At 57.7% G+C, this 18,648-nt stretch carries 17 protein-coding genes; 6 read left to right on the forward strand and 11 right to left on the reverse strand.

What is annotated here, in order from left to right; translation table 11 throughout:
- Positions 1-83 precede the first annotated feature (83 nt).
- On the forward strand, positions 84-941 hold the full coding sequence (locus B0G73_RS34000; protein WP_181196708.1) for a helix-turn-helix domain-containing protein: 858 nt from the start codon (positions 84-86) through the stop codon (positions 939-941).
- On the opposite strand, the gene B0G73_RS34005 is transcribed toward B0G73_RS34000, so the two are convergent.
- The 3 genes from B0G73_RS34005 to B0G73_RS34015 are packed head-to-tail and all read right to left on the reverse strand — an operon-like array spanning position 938 to position 4,247.
- Positions 938-1,981, reverse strand: a complete 1,044-nt coding sequence (locus tag B0G73_RS34005; protein ID WP_106285494.1) for a glycosyltransferase family 9 protein — start codon at positions 1,979-1,981, stop codon at positions 938-940. The two genes, B0G73_RS34000 and B0G73_RS34005, sit on opposite strands and share 4 nt — an antisense overlap.
- A 23-nt stretch (positions 1,982-2,004) precedes the next feature.
- Positions 2,005-3,801, reverse strand: coding sequence for a hybrid sensor histidine kinase/response regulator (locus tag B0G73_RS34010; protein ID WP_106285495.1), 1,797 nt, complete (start codon positions 3,799-3,801; stop codon positions 2,005-2,007).
- Positions 3,798-4,247 (reverse strand): molybdopterin-dependent oxidoreductase, encoded by a 450-nt coding sequence (locus tag B0G73_RS34015; RefSeq protein ID WP_106285496.1) that lies wholly within the window; start codon positions 4,245-4,247, stop codon positions 3,798-3,800. The genes B0G73_RS34010 and B0G73_RS34015 overlap by 4 nt, the downstream gene beginning before the upstream one ends.
- A 262-nt stretch (positions 4,248-4,509) precedes the next feature.
- Between B0G73_RS34015 and B0G73_RS40755 the strand changes: the two genes are divergently transcribed.
- The 3 genes from B0G73_RS40755 to B0G73_RS34025 all read left to right on the forward strand — a co-directional run bounded on the left by B0G73_RS40755 (position 4,510) and on the right by B0G73_RS34025 (position 7,155).
- On the forward strand, positions 4,510-4,662 hold the full coding sequence (locus B0G73_RS40755) for a hypothetical protein (protein ID WP_166679222.1): 153 nt from the start codon (positions 4,510-4,512) through the stop codon (positions 4,660-4,662).
- A gap of 175 nt (positions 4,663-4,837) precedes the next feature.
- Positions 4,838-5,326, forward strand: coding sequence for a molybdopterin-dependent oxidoreductase (locus tag B0G73_RS34020; RefSeq protein WP_106285497.1), 489 nt, complete (start codon positions 4,838-4,840; stop codon positions 5,324-5,326).
- Positions 5,323-7,155 carry a hybrid sensor histidine kinase/response regulator gene (locus B0G73_RS34025; protein WP_106285498.1) on the forward strand — a complete coding sequence of 611 codons (1,833 nt, stop codon included), beginning with the start codon at positions 5,323-5,325 and terminating at the stop codon, positions 7,153-7,155. The genes B0G73_RS34020 and B0G73_RS34025 overlap by 4 nt, the downstream gene beginning before the upstream one ends.
- A gap of 199 nt (positions 7,156-7,354) precedes the next feature.
- Here the strand turns inward: B0G73_RS34025 and B0G73_RS34030 are convergent, their stop codons facing one another.
- From B0G73_RS34030 to B0G73_RS34045, 4 genes are all read right to left on the reverse strand, one after another.
- Positions 7,355-8,182 carry an FkbM family methyltransferase gene (locus B0G73_RS34030; protein WP_106285499.1) on the reverse strand — a complete coding sequence of 276 codons (828 nt, stop codon included), beginning with the start codon at positions 8,180-8,182 and terminating at the stop codon, positions 7,355-7,357.
- A gap of 257 nt (positions 8,183-8,439) precedes the next feature.
- Positions 8,440-9,618, reverse strand: coding sequence for a YhcG family protein (locus tag B0G73_RS34035; RefSeq protein WP_106285500.1), 1,179 nt, complete (start codon positions 9,616-9,618; stop codon positions 8,440-8,442).
- A complete protein-coding gene (locus B0G73_RS34040) occupies positions 9,615-9,881 on the reverse strand; it encodes an HU family DNA-binding protein (protein WP_106285501.1) in 267 nt (88 codons plus the stop codon). Before B0G73_RS34040 ends, B0G73_RS34035 begins: the two co-directional genes overlap by 4 nt.
- Positions 9,882-10,075: 194 nt before the next feature.
- Positions 10,076-11,482, reverse strand: a complete 1,407-nt coding sequence (locus tag B0G73_RS34045; protein WP_106285502.1) for a replication initiation protein — start codon at positions 11,480-11,482, stop codon at positions 10,076-10,078.
- 1,066 nt (positions 11,483-12,548) lie between these two features.
- On the opposite strand from B0G73_RS34045, the gene B0G73_RS34050 reads away from it, so the two are divergent.
- Positions 12,549-13,760: a ParA family protein gene (locus B0G73_RS34050; protein WP_165848159.1), complete on the forward strand. Its 1,212-nt coding sequence runs from the start codon at positions 12,549-12,551 to the stop codon at positions 13,758-13,760.
- Positions 13,757-14,734 carry a ParB/RepB/Spo0J family partition protein gene (locus B0G73_RS34055; RefSeq protein WP_106285503.1) on the forward strand — a complete coding sequence of 326 codons (978 nt, stop codon included), beginning with the start codon at positions 13,757-13,759 and terminating at the stop codon, positions 14,732-14,734. Before B0G73_RS34050 ends, B0G73_RS34055 begins: the two co-directional genes overlap by 4 nt.
- A 1,196-nt stretch (positions 14,735-15,930) precedes the next feature.
- On the opposite strand, the gene B0G73_RS34060 is transcribed toward B0G73_RS34055, so the two are convergent.
- The 4 genes from B0G73_RS34060 to B0G73_RS34075 form a co-directional block, all read right to left on the reverse strand.
- A complete protein-coding gene (locus tag B0G73_RS34060) occupies positions 15,931-16,536 on the reverse strand; it encodes a site-specific integrase (RefSeq protein WP_106285504.1) in 606 nt (201 codons plus the stop codon).
- Between the two features lie 164 nt (positions 16,537-16,700).
- Entirely contained in the window at positions 16,701-17,159 is a 459-nt protein-coding gene (locus tag B0G73_RS34065; protein ID WP_106285505.1) for a hypothetical protein, read from the reverse strand.
- A 142-nt stretch (positions 17,160-17,301) separates the two neighbouring features.
- Entirely contained in the window at positions 17,302-17,751 is a 450-nt protein-coding gene (locus tag B0G73_RS34070; protein WP_106285506.1) for a hypothetical protein, read from the reverse strand.
- Positions 17,748-18,536, reverse strand: a complete 789-nt coding sequence (locus tag B0G73_RS34075; protein WP_106285507.1) for a cyclodeaminase/cyclohydrolase family protein — start codon at positions 18,534-18,536, stop codon at positions 17,748-17,750. Before B0G73_RS34075 ends, B0G73_RS34070 begins: the two co-directional genes overlap by 4 nt.
- Between the last annotated feature and the right edge of the window lie 112 nt (positions 18,537-18,648).

The raw sequence follows: 18,648 nt of genomic DNA on the forward strand, positions 1-18,648 counted from the left end.
TCATGTTTTGCAAAGAATTACTCAAACATTGCGTGTCAGGTCAGTTATGGATAAAGTCAGCAACCAAAGGAGGGTATCGAGATATGCCTGATAACGACATTCAGACGGATTCAATGGCCATTGCCAGCCGCGTTCGCAATTTGATGGAGCGGCACGGCGTCACAAAACGGGCCCAGGCAAGCGAGCTAAGCCGGATACTTAATCTCAGCTTCTCGGCTGCGAGCCGCAAGATGAAAGGCCAATTGCCGTGGGATCTGAAGCAACTCGGGGCGGTTGCTACGCACTTCGGTGAAACGCCGAGCGTTCTGGTGGAAAGCAACGAAGGTTTTGAAGATTCGATTGCGGGAGAAGGGATGCTGATGGTGAGCCCGCGCCCGCTGCCCTGCTCAGTGTGGATTGGCGCCGAGCTGAGCGGTGATCGATCAGCCGATCTGGTAGCGATCCAGTCGGGCAACGCATGGAATATCTACCCGGCCGAAATTGCTCCGGCCGGCCGGATCTTCAATGTGCTGTCGGTCGAAATACGCCCCAACCTGCCGCATCTTGAGAAGCCGGCTATCGCGGTCCTCGACGACGATACTGAAACGCAGGCGGCCAACAACGTTTGTGACTATCTCAACGACCACGGCTTGAACGCCACGCCGTTTTACGATCTGGCCAGCTTTCGCGAGAGCCTGAAGAGCAATGCGTTCGACGCTTTTATAATCGACTGGCTCGTCAACGATGACACCGCCGAGGCCGCGATTCTCGATATCCGGAAGGCGGAGAATGCAACGGCGCCGATTTACCTGCTGACCGGGCAGTTGCAAAGCGGGAAAGCCCGCGTTGATGACATCGCTAGGGTGATTAAGCAGTTTGGCTGCAAGTGGATCGAAAAACCGGTCCGTATGCCCATCTTATTTTCGGAAATCTCTCACGAGCTGAGCCGCTCATCGAGCTAATCGCGAAGGTGCAGCGCCCAGTTGCTCGCAATCAACTTCTGATACGCGCGGTCGACAATCTCAAGATCGCCGGCTCGCCCACTTGCCTGGATTCCCTGAATTTCCGGAAGAGGAAGGTTTATAGCTTTGCACGACGGATAGTCGCGCACGCGCAACTCAGACGCGATCGTAGTGAAAAATGCCACTGTCGGCACGTCAAATCCAGCTGCGATGTGAACGGCGGCCGTGTCAGACGTCACAACAAAGCGGGCATTTTTCACCCATGCAAGAAAGGTGGCCGTGTCCGTCGATAGGCTCTTAATGTCTGTGTAGTGCTGGTGGTCGACCTTGCCGAAGCCAAGTACGGGAACGTGAAACCTTTCCCACAGCCGATTTACAGCCTCGGCTCGAAACGAGTGCGGAATGCTGCGCACAGGCGTGCTGGCTGTCGGACAGAGCAACGTATATTCCTTCGATGACCCCTCCGCGCCCAACGCCGGCAGAGCTACACGCTGAAGCCAGTCATTCGACTTGTGGTCCGGGTCAACGTCAGCCGGTGTGATCCCGAGCGCCCACAGGAAAAAATCTATCATGGGCATCGCCGAGAAGTTCGGCCAGAACAGATGGTTACCCAGATCGACCCGGAGTTCATCGTCGGGCAGAGAATCGATATCGACTGGAAGATCCAAAACAGCCCCAAAGATCGGCGCCGCCAGTTCGTATAGCTGCCTGACGTACGCAGGGGCGCAACTCGGACGGTAGATAACAAAGGAAATTTCCGGGTGCCGCCTCTTGATCGCCGCTAGCGCCGTTAGTCCAATAATCGAGTCCCCCAGCGTGACGCCCATTCCGTTGATGACATGAACATGCGTTAAACGCGAGTAGTCGACTTCAAACGGTGCAACGTTTGCATTCTTGATTGCCTGCACGGCAGAAAGCGCGCGAAAGCCTTCTGCCGCCACGTCGGATACCTCAAGGTCATAGGAGGCAACAATCTCACCATCGCGCGATAGCAGGGAACCCGCATTCGTAAGCGCCGATACCTCATCTAGGATAGTCATTGATCAATCACGTTCGGTTGAATTCAGTGTGGCTTGTCAGCTGCAAGCGCATCCAGTAGCGCCTGCTTTAATACCGAGTTTCGCACAGGCTTGTGCAGGTGTTGGGTGAAGAGTTCGGCTCCACCGTCTTTCAGCAGCTCCCTGGAAAACGCACTGATGCCGATGATAGGAACATCCCTATTCGGTCCCGGCGTCGCTCGCACCTTTCGAGCGACGGCAATCCCGTCTTCGCCTGGCATCTGCACATCCAGCAATACTGCGTCATACGTAGCCTCACTCAATGCAGCCAAAGCTTCGCCCGCGTCGGCAGCAACATCCACATGCGCGCCAAACGATGACAGCACATCCGCAAATGACTCTCTTGCAGATTCCTGGTCATCTACGATAAGTACCCTCTTCCGTTCGATGATCGCCGTAACTTGCAGCTCTGTTCCATCGGCCTCTGTAGCAGCCGCGGCTGCCTTGACGGGCAGCGACACTGAGACTTTCGTTCCGCGCCCCGGTTCAGTGTCGATGTTGATCGATCCGCCGAGCAGATCGACCAGCCCCTTGACGATCGCGAGGCCAATGCCTGCGCCGTCGTGTTTCCTCGTATTGGACTGGTCCAGTTGCGTGAAAGGCTGAAAGAGCTGACTAGCGGACGCCGCAGGTATGCCGGGCCCGGTGTCTTCAACGGTGATGTCCAGGACGGCCCCATCCCTGGACGGCGTCACGTCGAGACGCACAAGAATTCGACCGGCATCCGTATACCGGACCGCATTTGATAACAGGTTTCCAACTATTTGCCTGATGCGATCGGGGTCCGACAGATACCAGCCATCACCATTGTTGACCAGCGCGACGACCTCCAACCCCTTGCTCCTGGCAGACGTCGTCACGTCGTCAATCATCGATCCAATAACGTCGGCGGGTTGAAATTCCCGCTCCCTCAACGTGAGGCCTCCGGCGTCCAGTCGAGCGAAGTCGGTAAGATCTTTCATCTGTGTTTCTAGCCTACTTGCAGCCACCGCCAGCCGCTTGATCAACGTCGCGTCTCTTTCGGCAAATCGCCGATCCAAAAGGGTATCGGCCACACTAACGATACTTTGCAGAGGCGTCCGCAGTTCGTGCCCGATCATTCCGAGGAATGCATTTTTGGCGCGTACCGCGTCCTGTTCTGCTTTCATCGCGGCGTGTTGCTGGCGCGCCAGCCGTTTGCGATCGACGCCCAGTGTCAAGGCGAGGACAGCCGCTCCCGCCAAGAGTAGCAACAGCAGCAGGCTGCTCAGGAAAAAAAGGTGCCGCTTTTCGATCAGGTCGTCGTAGACGGTATCACGCCGGGCTATCTCGGCCTCACTCACGTGATCCGTGATGACTGCCATAGGGTCGTCTATTTGTCCCAGACGAAGCGACAGGTCCACAGCCTTGCCAGGATCTTGCGGTAGCTGTTCGATAGCAGGCTTCGCCTTCTCGATCACAGCACCTATTTGGACGATCGCATCTCGAAAGGAAACATTACCGCTGAAAATCTGGGTGGAATCGGATGGTGCGGCCAACACGGCGTATTTCGACTGCAGCACATCGAAGCGCAGTTGCACCGATCGGTAATCCGATCGGCCTGCGCCGTACAGGAGAAGGGTGTTTTTTGCCTTGTTGACCGCGATTTCCAGTTGTGCCACGGGCCAGTAGTAATTCTCTTGAGGACCAGTCAGCGCCTTGAGACTCGCTGGCGACAGGAGCAGCGAATACGCGAAATAGAGCCATACCCCGGATACGGACAGTAGGAGAGCGATCGCGACGCCGAGGACTCTTTTGACACCAAGTCGGCGAAGGAAAATCATTCAACGACAATCTTATAAATTTGCCACACAAATCGAGCCTCGATCGACGCCCGGTTCAGGTCCTCCTGATGGTCATCGCGCGGATAGATCAGCATCAGCGGCCCAAAACCCTTGGGTTCCAGGGCCTTCCCATCCCGCTCATACGCCATGACCACTCCGTACTGCACGGCGTCGCTCACGGGAATATCGTGGCGGTAGTCATCTAAAGCGTAGACGTGCAGTACCTTTCCTTGCACGCCGACCTTTTCGAGGATGCTCTGCAGTGTCGGACCGCGCCATGTACAGACGGGCGTCCAGTTGGTGGAGGTTTTGATCGTCTTGCTGCCGAGCGCGAGCAGATCCTTCCGTTTGAAATGATATGTATGCGTTGCCGGATCGGTGAAATTCTTGATGTTTCCACTGACGTCGAGAGAGAAATCCATCTCCTGGGCGTAAGCAGATGACATGCACACAAGCGCCAGCGTTGCTATGATCGGTCGCAGCGTTCTCAATGTTCGCTCCGGTTACGGTATTCTTCGAACTTCCGGTCAGAAAATCATTTTCTCTTAGTGACGACCGCAGGTCGAAGCAAATTTACTTTTTTCAAGTATGACAAACGATAAACCTTCTACCGTCGCGCGCCTAACCGACCTCCTTCAGGCGCTCCACCGGTGCCAGGAAGTTATCCAGTCCGGTAGCCTCGCGACAGATGGCGCGCAGAAATCATCGATGCTTTCGCGTATCGATGAACTCGCGCGTGAGGCGCACTCGCTCTGGCCGCAGGGCACTGAGGACGCCGATCCCGAGTTTCTGGAAATCATGCGCGTAAAGCAGGCGATCCAGAATCTGGTAGTCAATTGCCGAGCGTCGCTCGCATCCTGATTTGGGGCCGGATGATTCAGGTCAAGAACCTATAATACCGTACGGCTGAAACGCGAGTCATCCCACAGCGCATTGGTTACCGCGCCGTCACGCTCGGGGACAGCTGTATCCCGACGTCCGATCAGAACATTCGATAACCGCTACCAGCGGCAGGCTCGCCGCGGAACATTTCCTTATGAAGTATTTCTCGATCGCTCTCGCCTGCAGCCTCCTGTCTGTGGGCGCCGTGCAAGCCGATCAATTCATGCCGCTGATCATTAACGGCAAAGTTTCCAACGTCAACGATCCGGCCACGCATGGCTACCGCTTTTCGCAAGCAGAATTGATGTCAACGGCTTCCGCGACCATCGTTACTTCGACAAACTGGACGAAGAGGGAATCGTTTTCCGGCCCTCTGCTCTCCGCGCTTTTGAAGCGCGTCGGGGCCGGGGGTTCAATGTTGTCAGTCTGTGCGGTTGACGATTACTGTCACGATGTGCCCGTAGCAGATGCTGAGAAATACGGGGTTATCCTCGCGCTGACAGCTGATGGCAAGCCGCTGCCTCCTTCGACCTTTGGACCGGCTTGGCTTATCTATCCTCGCGACAAATACCCTGGCGAACTAAACACTGCAACCTACGATGCACGCTTCGTCTGGCAAGTCACCCGGATAACCGTTAAATGAACCCGGCGCCCGGTGTTCGTCGGGGCAATCGTGTCCTCGCATTTCTGTTGCCTTGCGTTCTGGTCGCGGCTGCTGGATGGACATACGCGTTGTACGACCTGTTGCTCTCGCCTAGCAGCATCATCTCTACACTGGGTCCGCAGGAGAATCATTACTGGACAGTTGCAAGGTTCCAGATCGCGGCACTCAACACTGAACAGCAGGTGCTCCTTTACGAGCGGGGCACCGCACCAGACTTCGATGCCGTCACAGCGAAATTCAATGTACTGCGCTCCCGCTATGCGCTAATGGCGCATCGCTCCGAAGCCGCAGATATGCTCGCCGGGCTGCCTTCGTTCCAACCGGCCATGGAGCGACTCGGCACCGCGTTGAGACAGATGGAGCCACTTCTGCTGCAGCTGCATACCGATCGCCGCTCGGCCGATGAGCTTATCCCGTTGTTCGAAAATATGAAGGTGGATAGTGGGCAGCTGGCATACGAAATCGGCGATCTCGAAGTCGCCCACCGCGATAGCGTCTACGGGGACTTCGTCCGCAAACGCAGAAACATCTTTATCGCCAGCGTTGGTGTCGCCGTGCTGGCTTCGATGATGGGTGTACTCGCCGTCGTCTATGACAGGAGACGCCGCGCGTTTGTCGCACAGCAATCCGCTGCTCTTGCGGCGGAGCAGCGAGCGAACCATGCGGCAGCCGAAGCCATCGGCGCAAAGAACGCTTTTCTCGGCGCGGTAGGGCATGAGTTGCGAACTCCGCTTCAGTCCATCACGTCATCCATCGAGTTGCTGGTCGCCAGCAACCCCGATGAGGCGAATGCACGGGTAATGAGCCGTCTTGACCGCGCCGCGAGACAGCTCGAATCACAGATGCGTGACCTGACCGACTACGCTCGGCTTGATTCGGGAAAACTGGCGCTTTGTCCGGCGCGTTTCGATGCGGCCGAGGTTCTCTACAGTGTCTGTGACGATATGTTGCCGCTGGCCACGGGCAAGGGGCTAGAGCTCACAGTCGGTGCCGACGTAGAGGCGGATGAGTACATGGCGGATGCGGCGCGCCTGCGTCAGATCATTGTTAATCTCATTTCGAATGCGATCAAATACACTAACAAGGGAACAATTGATGTTGCAATGACATCGAGATCTAAATGGGACCACTCCGTCCTGCATATCAGGGTGAGCGATAGCGGTGTAGGCATCCCGGCTGATCGCATTGACGACGTATTCAATGCCTTTACACAGATCAGGCCCGAAGGCGCCGCCCGTCAAGATGGTGTAGGCATGGGTCTCACCATCGTCAAGGGTCTAGTTGACCTGATGGGTGGAGAGATCAGCGTGACAAGCGAATTCGGGCGCGGAACAGTATTTTCCGCATCGCTCCCGGTCGCGCATGTCGAGCACCAAGCCCCTACGACGCCTGCTCGCATGCGGCCGATGAGTGCAGCAGGAAAGCCGCGCCGCGCCATGGTTGTCGACGATCAGGAATTCGCGCGTGAAGCCATTCGTGATTTGCTGGTAGCGCTGAATTACGAATGTGCTGTTGCCTCCAATGGTATCGAGGCAATGATCAATCTTGCGACCATCCGCCAAGACGTTCTTCTGTTTGACATCCAGATGCCCAGCATGGACGGCCCCGAGCTTGCACGTAAACTTCGAACGACGCCGGGCCCCAATCAGCATACTCCGATCGTATGGATCAGCGCTATGCCGCGGGAGACGATTACGCCGTCAGACGCTGAGAGTTTCCGTCACTACCTGATGAAGCCTGTGCGCGTCGATCGTTTGAGATCGACGCTCGAGGATGTGCTTCGGTCCAGCGCGGTCGACCTACTCTGAAAAGGAGGTCGGAACCCGTGGATGTCAACGAGTTAGGCCGCGGACTGATTTAGAAAGTAGCGCTGGGTGAATGCTCCAGGCGACAGGTAGTCTACTCGCGCCTGCGCGTGTTGCCGGTTGCCGGTGGCAGAACCTCTTGAAGTATTCGCTGCTCTCGCAGCCGTTGACTCACGGCGACGAGACGATGACGCAGATGTCGTTACTCAGTCGCCACGATTGGCTGATCGTCTTTTACAGTGATCTGGTTGAGCGTCGGGTCCGCAGTATGCACGGCAATGATGTTCAAGCGACCGGCCGGAAAAACACGGTAGCCGAGGCCTACAAGAAATTTCTCGATTGCCACCCTATCGGATTTGAGAATTTCGACGATCATGATCGGACGGTGCTTCGCCAGCATCGACCGGCCACCGTCCAACACCTCGAGCTCCATTCCTTCGATATCCAGCTTCAGCAGGTCCAGACGCTCTAAACAAAGGGAATCGAGGCTCATCATCGGAATGATATTGCAGGACGCGGCATCGTAGGCAATGTGCTGTCCGATGAATTCGTTGTCAGGCTTCGGACGCAGTTCCAGACTGCCGAAGCTCGCCGGCGTGAAATAGTCCGGCTGCGGTACAACCAGTTCCCCGCACTGCGCGCCGAGAGCGGCAAGCCTCACGCGCGCATTCATGCAGTTATTCAACGCCACGTTCCCCGCCAAGGCGTAGTACAAAGCCTCTTGGGCTTCGAAGCCTAGAACGTGCCCCCAGCCGTACATGTGTCGCGCCCACTCAATCGTATGCACGCCGATATTGGCCCCTCCATCTATCGCGACAACATCGTTACCGAAATGTTTGCGACGGCAGTCGAGCAATGCCAGCACCAAGCTTACTTCGCTCTCGTCAAAGCTTGAAGTGTCGAATATCTGGAAGCCAACCCCGTAGGGGCGGCTACTGGAGTCAATGTGATGGTCATTGCGATTCACAATCATGCTCCCATGATTCGATGCAGCCAGAACGAAGGCAATGGGGCGGAGTGGCAAGGGCATGACTTGTGATCCTGAAAATGTTCTCGTGATGAGGCGCTGATCTGGTGGCAACATTATCGCGGTGCCGTCAGGACTTGCGCTTACGTACGCCAGCTGTGGGCGTTTGCGTTCGAAGCGCCGCACTCACTTGGGCTACCGTTCTCTGACGTCTTCGGTCGCCATTGGGAAACGCCGACGCGCGAATTCAGTCTGGCGCGCGTTGGCTGTGTACACCTGTTTGTTGGCGAGTCGCAAGGTTTCGTGCCGGTCGCACAAGATCAGTCCACATCAGAAGCGCGAGCAGTTCCAACGCTGCGCCTGTCCAGTTCGGCCCGTGTCCGCTCCAGTTCATGCGCGATTAGTTTCTCATCTGGCAGCACGGTCTGGTACTCCGCTGCGAGAATTTTGTTCGACAGGTTGTCGAGCGCATAGTGCGCTTCGGCAGCGCCCTTCTCCGCACACAGAATCAGACCTACTGGCGGGTTTTCACCAGGCTTCATCCAGTGTTCACGTGCGTAGTTCAGATAGAGGTGCATCTGTCCGGCATCCGCGTAGCTGAATCGGCCCACCTTCAGGTCGATCACCACGAGACATCTGAGTCGCCGGTGAAAAAACAGCAGATCCACCCTGAACCAAGCGTCGTCGATCCGCAACCGTCGCTGTCGACCGAGAAAGGCGAAGTCGTCACCAAGCTCCAACAGGAAGTCAGTCAGATGACGGATCAGGCCGTCTTCGAGGTCGGATTCCGAGTACTCGTCCTTCAGGTCCAGAAACTCCAGCACGAACGGATCCCGAATGGCCTGTTCAGGCGTAGGAGCGTCGTCAGCATCGGCCTGCCCTGCCTTTCGCAGCATCGCCGCCTTGTTGTGCGAGAGGGCGACGCGCTCGTAGAACTGACTGCCGATCTGCCGATCAAGCTGCCGGACTGACCAGCCGCAGCGCAGCGCTTCGGCTTCGTAGAAGCTGCGGGCCGCGGGATTCCTGAGCGACAGCAGGCGCACGTAGGCCGACCAAGGCAAGGGAAACGCCTGTGCCACGGCGGTCAGGTCAGGAGAGTTCCGCGCAGGTGATTCAGAAAAGTGTCGTCCGGCAGAAATTGCAGACAGTGTCGGGACTATTTTTGAGGACGGGGATTTTGCAGACAGCGTCTGCAAAATCTGCTCCGCCGGTCTGCTCAGATAAAACGCGCGCATCTGCGAAAGGTTGCGCCAGCCGAAACCTCGCCCGAACCTCTGGGACAGATCGGCGCCGAGTCGCTTGATCAGTGCTTCGCCGTAAGCGGCCCGGCCCTCACCACCCTGCTCGAATTCCACGATGCGTCGGCCAATCTCCCAATAGGTTGCCGTCATCAACGCGTTGATACTGCGGGCTGTCGCTTCGCGCGTGGACTCCACCACGTCAGCAATTTCGCGTTGCAGGCCCGCATAAACGGCTGCCGCGATGTCGGACTTCGTCATGACGCGTTCACCGCCTCCCTGAACATCTTGCAGGCCGTGAACTTGGCCGTCTTCGCAGCTGGAATCTGGATTGCTTTGCCGCTTGCCGGCCTACGCCCCACGCGCGGGGCGCGCTCACCACTCGAGAACGAACCGAAACCGATCAGTTGCACGATTCCGCTCCCTGCCACCGCAGTGGTCACCGCATCGATAAGCGAGTCGATCGCCATCTTGCTTTCACTTTTCGCGGCGACGACCGTATCAACCAGTTCCTGCTCAGTCATCGTTTATCCCTTTCGAGTCGTAATGGACCGTTCCCGCGGACCGCAGCCGCCGGTTACGCCCACCCTACCGCATGGCGCCGCATCCGCGCAAACGGGACGCTTCCTTTAACCCCAGATATCCCACAGGCTGCCGGTGATTCAAAAAGGTCGTGAGCGCGGACCGCTTCGAAACGCGCAGATGTCCATGCTGACACTCACGCCGATGAGCGAGACGAATTCATGCGCCCAAATACGAATTGCCCCAGGTACCAAACCAATTCCGTATTCGCAACGATGTCCTCCTCCACTACAGCTGCGGCCTCGAGCTTCATACGACGCAGCATCAGCTTGCCCTCCCTCGACGCAACCCACGCGCGGACCAGTTCCTTGCGGGTTTTGGCGTCCGCCGCGTTGAAGTGTTCGCGGCCCTTACGCGACTCCTCATTCATGCGTGCACGGACTTCTTCTTCGCGCGAAGCGAGGCTGCGTGCGACCGAACTCTGGGTTTCGGCTTTTACGACATCCGCTTCAGTTTCTTCGGTAAGTAGCTTCGCCTGAACCTCGACCATCTTGCGCTCGGCTTCAGACATCTTCCAGTTATCGCGTAGGGCTCGCATCAGGTAGCCGGCGGGACTCCGTTTTATCTGTCCACGATTGAGCTTGAATCGCGTGTATTCGACAGCCTGCTGGATGTGCGCATCGGTCCAGACTTCGCGGTTCTCGGAAATCTCGCTGAACTGCTTGGTAGACAGGTTGAATTCTTCGTTGAGAATTTTGTACAGATGACTGGCGTCAGCCAAGCTGGCCAGCGCAGCGTCGGCGGTATCCTTGCGCTTGAGCAGGAACCTTATACGGTCGATTTTTTTCGACGTGCTGGACTCGGTCCTGGTCTCGTAGGACAGCTCGATGTCCGACACCTCATTGATTTCACGCACAGCTGGTTCTAGCCAGTCGCGCTTGAAGTATTTAAAGATGGCAGCGTTCGCTCCCATTCTGCCGGGCCAATTTCGCATGTCTTCCAGCGGTATCCATTCCGTTCGGCCATTTGGGACACTGGGGAGGACCTGGTCATAGATCGCGCGCGCTAGGCTGCGTGTAAAAGCCGTCGATATGCGTAGGCTCAACCAGTGGGATTTTTTTGGGTCACGGATTTGCGGGACCAGCCGAGGGTGCACGTCGAATCGAATGCGCCCCCTGTGGAAGCCGACCATGCCCATCAACTGGACTGATACCCACAGATCGTTTTCGGTGGGGTCCCGATCGATCGGTGTATCGGTAACCTGGATTTTCGCGTCTTGAGCTTCTTCCGCGATAGTGCGCAAGTGCTTGAGATTGCGGCTGTCATAGCGCATTAACCACTTGAAGTAGTTCAGCTCAACGTCGTACTGGTCTCGTGCTTCCTGCTCCTGGGCGACAATGAAATACGCGGCGTCAAGAAAGCGCCGCGCTGGCAGCCCCATGTTAACGACTTGGGTGAAGAAGTTGTTACGCTGGTATCCGATTTCACGATTGGCTTCGCTGATGGGCAAGCCCAAGTCGAACATGTCCTCGAACAGCGCGAGCGCCATCTGTCGCGGTGTCACCTTCGACTTGCCTTCCTCCGGATTGTCCTCCGCCGCCATATTCTCATCCGCTCTTCATTTTCGCTTTCGGAAATGTAGCATTCGTGGGTGAGCTGTCAACACATACAACCTCACCATCATCCGATCGTACTGGCTGTCTGCCGGCTTCGCTCATCTGCCATGCACAATGAACCTCACCCCAGCACAATCAACCTCACCACGATGAACCGTATTTCCCCTCAAACCCTTGCCCCGAGTGATTGGAGTTAGATCCTGCGCGACTATGCACAACTAACCTCACCTTGGTACGCGCGAGCGAATCTCGCACATCTAACCTCACCTTCGTGTGGAACCGGCCTCACCTTGCCCACACAACGAAACTCACCTTCGTGCACATCCGACCTCACCTTTGTCACAACGAACCTCACCTTTTGAAGGTTAAGTGTTTGAAAATAAACTAAGTCACATGCCTCTGTTGGTTTGTTGGGTTGTTTGATTTTTAGAAAAAGCAAACCAACCCGTTACCAGGAGGTAACTTGGCGAGCGTCCCTTAAGGTGAGGTTGATTGTGCGAAGCAGCAGTTTCGCTCCAGCTTGTGTTCCGCTTCAGCAGAAACACGTTTTAGATCCGCAAAGAAGCATCCGATTGAAGGTGAGGTCCATTGTGCAAGCCTGTGCACAGACACCAGTATAAAAACCTCTGCTCGTGCGAGGCGGTGAAAATTGGAGAGGAAGGTGAGGTCAATTGTGCTGCGTGAGAAAGCTCGTAACGCGCTGATGTGTTCGTAGCACAATGAACCTCACCATTTGCCGTATTTTTGTGCAAAGGCCGTTTGGGGGGCGATCCTTCTTTCAGAATTAGCACAAGCGACCTCACCATGAACGACCGTCTGGCGACCGGCTCGGGAATAACAGTGCCCAATCGACGAGAATGCGGCAGAGTGACAGCGGTCGGGGAAGAGCAGGAAATGCCTCCTCTAAGTTTGTCGGCCGTACTCCAGTCAACCGGAAACGTGCAATCACGTGCGATTTTTCAGAAAGTCTTCACGAAAACAGTCATTTATAGAGTAAATTTCATGTAATTCATGTATTCTGAGGTTCATCGAAATTTACGGACAAACCTCAGAATGGTGAAAACGAGCCAACTTCCCGCTGTAGACCGAACGGTCCCTCTTGAGCAGATTAGCCAGTTCGCTGAAAAGGTCTCAATTTTTACGGATGAGCTGCGTAACACCATTCTTGCACCTCGCCCGCGAAAAGCTGCTCCTGTTTTCAAAACAGGGGAAATTGCTGAGATGTGCAACATCTCTCATTCCCAGGTCCAATACCTCGCAACCAAGAGCGACGGAGAGTTGCCGGCAGGTACTGCTGCCGGTACCGGTAGGACCCGCACATTCACTCTGGAGGAAGCACGCCTTTGGGTCCAGAAAGTCTCCGACATCTATCAGACTCCACTCGTTACGGGAACGCGTGAACCGGAAGGGAAAATCGTCATTACCGCCCAATTGAAGGGCGGCTCGGCCAAGACAACCACAACTATGTGTCTCGCACAAGGGCTGACGTTGCGCGGGCGCAAGGTGCTTGTCATCGACCTCGACCCTCAGGCCTCGCTTTCCGAACTATGCGGCTTGTACGCGGAAAAGGATGTGACGCCGGACGACACCGTGTTGCCGTATATCTACGATCAGGACGTCGAGGGTGGCCTGGAAACAAGGGTTCAGTCGACTTACTGGGATGGGCTTGACGTGATCCCTGCTCACACCGAATTGATTGGTGCGGAGTTCCATCTGCCGGCGATGCAGAAGATGCGGCCTGGCTTCCGGTTCTGGACGGTGCTTCGGCAAGGTCTCGAGCCATTGCGCAAGCGCTACGACTACATCCTCATGGACACGTCGCCTTCGCTGTCCTACCTCAACCTGAATGCACTGTTGGCGGCGGATGCCATGGTCATGCCGATGGTTCCCGAAAATCTGGACTTCATCAGCTCGCTATCGTTCTGGCGACTGTTTTCAGATGTATCCAAGAGTTTCATCAAGTATGAGCAGGACAAGAAGTACGACTTTATTTCGCTCATGCTTTCGAGGGTCGACTACGGGCGCACCTCGTCCGCACCTATCGTGCGCGCATGGGCACAGAGCGCATACGAGAGTTGGCTGCATTCGATTGAAGTGCCGGCCAGTTCAGTGATGAGCACAGGAGCGCTGGCATTTTCGACGGTATTCGACGTAAGCAGTACCCATAGTGCGGCCAAGTCGTTGCAGCGTGTACGACAGCCCCTTGTCGATTACTGCCGATGGGTGGACGAAATCTATGCAGAAAAATGGAGGAACGCGCAATGAGCAACATGCGAGAGCAGCTGCTGGCCAAGACGTCCGGTATCCGGACGACCTCATCTATCAAGGAAGAAGAGGTCAAGCGTAGCAACCGAACGCAGACGGCACCGGGCCTTGCGGGTGCGCTTGCGGTAGCGCAACTACGTGTCCAAGAGCTGGAGTCCACTGGCGCCGCGTCGCAATTGTCTGTGTCTGACATCGTACCGAACCCCTGGCAGCCGCGGAGAGTATTCAACGAGGCAAAGCTGTCGGAACTGGCCGAGTCCATTCGCGAAGTCGGGCTTATGCAGCCGATCGTGGTCCGCCGAGCCGACGATATCTATCAGATTGTGGCGGGCGAACGTCGGTGGCGCGCACATAAGATGGTGGGACTCGATGCCATCAAGGCTGTCGTGGTGGAGTGCTCCGACGAAGACATGGCTGTGCTAGCCCTAGTGGAAAATGTTAGTCGTGACGACCTATCCGACTATGAAGTTGCAATGTCCATGCGGCAGACGGAGAAGGAGTTTCCTGACCGTAAACGGATGGCCGAGGCCCTAGGTATGTCCCGCAGCGGGCTGTACCAATTCCTCTCGTTTGAAAATCTGCCGGACTTCATCAGGAAGGACCTCGACATACAGCCGCGGCTGCTTGGCGGGACTGCTGCTCAAGCGATTGTTGCGGCCATCAAGAAACACGGCGAAGACGGTGTTAGCGCAGCAATGGAACTCTGGCCGCTGGTTGTGAAGGGCGACATGGACCAGGGGAAGGTGGCCGCGGCGATTAAGGCGTTGGCAACTCGCCGAACGACAACGTCGAATTCTGCACGCGAGCGGAGCATCGACAAGTTTTTCTCTGGCAAGGAACACGCCGGTTCCATTACCAAGGACATCAGTGGTATCACGGTGAAGATTAAGGCCGGCGCGCTCACCGACGCGCAGGAGACGCAGATTCGGGAGCTTATCAGCCAGATGTTCCACGCTCATCCGAAAACAAACTGAGGAGCGCTTCACCCTTAAGCCCGCCTTGCGCGGGCTTTTTTTCGTCCAGCCGTTCCCAAAGTGTCTAGAGTCTAGACACACCGCTGGCTGGGTCGCTATCCTTCCAAGAGCATGCGTGTCTAGACTCTAGACACGAGATTGGGCAGCGGTTAGCGGCTTCATGCGGCCACCTCGATGCCCGTCCAGAGTCTAGAGACGCAGGAGAATCGCGGTCGAAATCTCAGCAGTTCACGGCTCCTGAAGCGACGATCGAGGTGGACGAGGTGTGAACATGTCTAGACTCTAGACACGCATCCGATGGAATCAGACAGGCAGGAGCTAAGCTGCTATAGAGCAGCGTGGCACGGAAGTCAGCGCTGGCGCCACAGCCTGTCAATTTGAATGCGAAAAGACTGGAACTCAGACGCTCTTCGTGCCAGACCCAAAGCCCGCGACAAGCATTCATCTCAACGGCAAGTAAGCATCCCTGTTCACCTTCGGCCTGAAAAATCGCTACTTGTTAAGCAAAACTAGCTCTAATAACAGGCGTCAGATGCGAGAAGATGTATCAGTGCGAACATCCATTACAACATGTACGTCCGGTGCCCTTGCACCTTTTGACGGACGAAACCTCGCCTCACGGCAGCCCCTACGGTCGAGGCGAACCACACCGTAGGGGTCACCAATGTGACTAGTATCTCCGCGGCGCGCGCGACCATCTTCCTGATGTTGTTCCATGTCATGGTATTTCCTCTTGCAATTGCGCCCCTCGCCTGTGTGGTCCACAGAGGCGTGATCGTTTGGCGACGTGTCTATATCTCGGCGTGCTCAAGTGGCATTGCGCTAGAACTCCCCTACTTCCTCTCGCCGCCGCCGCTACCTGACAGATCACCTCACACTGGGTCTATACGCCAATCAACTTCCTCTCGAAGCACGGCCGATTTCAGTCATCAGGTACAGGCCGGGCAGATTGCTGCCCAACAGGCGAGGCGCCAGCAGCGGGACGCTTCCGCGGTGTTCAGCGCACTGGCTAGTTGCGCGGGGGACGGTTTCTTCGACGGAAGCGGTGAGCGCCGGATCGTGATCGGCGAGGGCATCCCGGAAATGACAGTTCGTGACTGCCCTGCGTGCCAGCCGTATTCGCAGCGCTGATCATCGCGATGAGGAGACCTTGATCGGCGCGACGGCACCCGGCAGTCTCGCAAACGCGCCGAACGTTAGCGTGTCACGCGCGTACGGGCCAGTTGCGTCGCCAGCGCGCGTCTCAGTGGTTCGTCGTCGACGTACTGGCGAAAGGTACGCAGATCACTGTGGCCCATGTTCTCGAGCGCCGCAGAGGCGTCCAGACCATCGCGGACCGCCTGCGCGAGCCCTTTGGCGTAGGTATGGCGCAGCCAGTGCGTGGATGCGCGTTCAAACCGGTCGGCGTCGACGCGCCGGCCGTGAGCGCGTGCGTAGGCGAGTGCCTCGCTGCACAGCCCAGTGACCAGTTTCCAGATCGCAGTGCGGCTGCGGACGCCCTTGAGTTCACCCCAGCGGGAGCGTCGCACCGACAGCAGCAGCGGCAGGTCTTCGTCCGGCAGCGGCACAGGTGGCAGGCCAAACGCGATCCGGTAGGCTTGCAGCGACAGTGAAATCTCGTCGCATGGTACCCAACGGGCCTTGCCGCCCTTGCCGCGCTCGACGCGCAGCAGCCACTGGAAGGGCGGGGCGTCCGGAAACTCGCGGCGCAGTGCCTGCGGCACCGGTTCGATGCGTACATGGCCCATCCGGCATTGCACCACCTCGGTGGTGCGCAGGCCGGTCCGTTCAAACAGGTCCACCGCGAACAGGTCGCGCGCATTCGTCAGGCGCGCCTCGCGGCCGGACTCGGCGCCCGAGCGGGCAGCAATCGTCTCGCGCAGCAGCGCCGTGTCGTCCGGGGACAGAAAACGCGCCTGCTTTTCCGGCTCGCGCCGGCCGACCTTCGGCAGCCCGGTGGCCGGATTCAGTTGCAGGTAGCCGACGTCGCGCAGCCAGTCGAACAGCGATGTGACGATTTTCTGGGTCTGGCCGGCCGAGCGGTCGCTGAGTGGTCGGAGAAAAGGTCGCCAGCCGGGTGAGCCGCGCCGTACGCCAGGCTTGCGAATCGCCCACGGGGCGGCGCCTGCAGGAAGCCGATGTAGGCGGAAAACTCATCCAGCCCCCAGCACGAGATCGGCGTGCCGGTCTGTCGCGCAAACCAGAACAGACGCTCGGCCTCGGTGCGGTACTGCGCAAGTGTGGTTGTGGCAAGCCGCCCGCGACCGGTCGCCTTGGCCGCAAGCCAGCGGCCGACCACCTCCTCGTCGGACAGGCACGGCGGCAGGATCGGGCTCTCGAGCCGATTGGGCCGGTGGCCGACGACCGCCTGCGGAACGTTGGCCGGGACGACGGAGTCCGGCTCGATGCGGCCCACCGCGTTCATCGGAATCCTCCTGCGCGAACATGAGTGCCGCGCACGACGCAACTAACGGTCTGCGCGCAATCCGCCCGCCCTTGCCCGCTCGCGCGGGCGAACGGCGATTTGTAGGGGAGGGCGGTCGGTTCGGACCGCGGGACACAAGCGCTCACGACGCGTCCTCCGGCGTGGTGGCGGTGACATACACCTGCAGCGAGTTCGCCAACGGCGGACTGCAGAGAATCCCGAAGAAGCCGCACACGTTGTACGGATGCACGAGAAAACGCCGCGGCCGTTCGTTTGACGGCAGTGTCACGTCAAGCATCCGGCCGAGCGTGGTCAGCACGACCGAGTGGGCGACGAAGCGATAGGGGCGGTGCGTGTCCGGATCGCCCTCGGCATCGAGCAGCCAGCCGCGCAGAACCAAGTCGCCCCGGTGATCGTTCACCCAGCGGTCGGCATTGTCGTGACACTGGTTCGGCACTGGATGGAAACCGAGCAGCTGGTCGCCGCACAGCATCGGAAAATCCGCCTGCTCCGTAGCCAGCCTGGCGAGCAGGGCGGCGCCCAGCGCGTCGAACGGATTGCCGGGCGGGGTGGTGCGTAGGAGAGGGGTCACGGCGATTCCCCGCTCGCGGGCGCCGCGCTGACGTTGTCGTCAAGCTCGAGTGGCAGCTGTCGGTCGTCGGTGGCCTCGACCTCGATGGAGGCGAGTGCTTCGGAGTTCAGGGACGTAATGCAGGCATTCGCGGCGAGCTGCTTCTGCTGCAGGGTTGTCAGCAATGCAGTTCCCCGGCCAATGTTGTCTCGCGCGTAGCGTCTGCCTTTCAGCCACTTGATGTTCAGGTTCGCAATGAAGAGCCCCGACGTGACCGCGGCAATCGCCGAGCTGATGGCCGCGCCGGAGTCACCGCGGACCGTACCCCAGCCGTTTTTGAACACAGTCACGCCGTGGTCGATCAGCGGCAGGCACAGGTCGATAATCTCGAACACGTTGTCCGTTGCACCTTCGAGCATGGCGTTGATCTGCCGGGACAGGGCGCCTTTCGCTTCCGGTGTGGTTGCGCTTTCCCGCTCGCCGATGAGCCGGATGACCTCTTCGAATTCGCGCGCATCCTTTTCGAACAGCACGCGCAACAGGGGATCGATCTCGACCATGCGGTCGCGGATGTGGCGCAGCGTCGCTTCCGCAGAGCGGCAGCTTTCCTTTTCGAGGCTCTTGAGACACACCGTGCAGATCAGCTTCACGGCGAGCAGCCCCATCATGGCGGCCGCGCTTCCGGAGCCGGGCGACGCCCTGCCGGAGCCGAATGCGTCGAGCAGTTGATTGGCCGACTGGGCCAGCAGTGTCGGTCGTCGGTTGAAGTAATAGAAACAGCACCGTCGGAAGCGCGACCGTCCTATTTATATGGCTTCGGCGGCACCTTGCTTCCAGATTTGCCTGCGGTCGAAACGAAGCAAAAGTTCGAAATCGCAAACAGTCGAAGTAAATGTTATAAAGTTAGGACTATTAAAT

The sequence above is a fragment of the Paraburkholderia sp. BL25I1N1 genome (genome assembly GCF_003002025.1).
GTDB lineage: Bacteria > Pseudomonadota > Gammaproteobacteria > Burkholderiales > Burkholderiaceae > Paraburkholderia.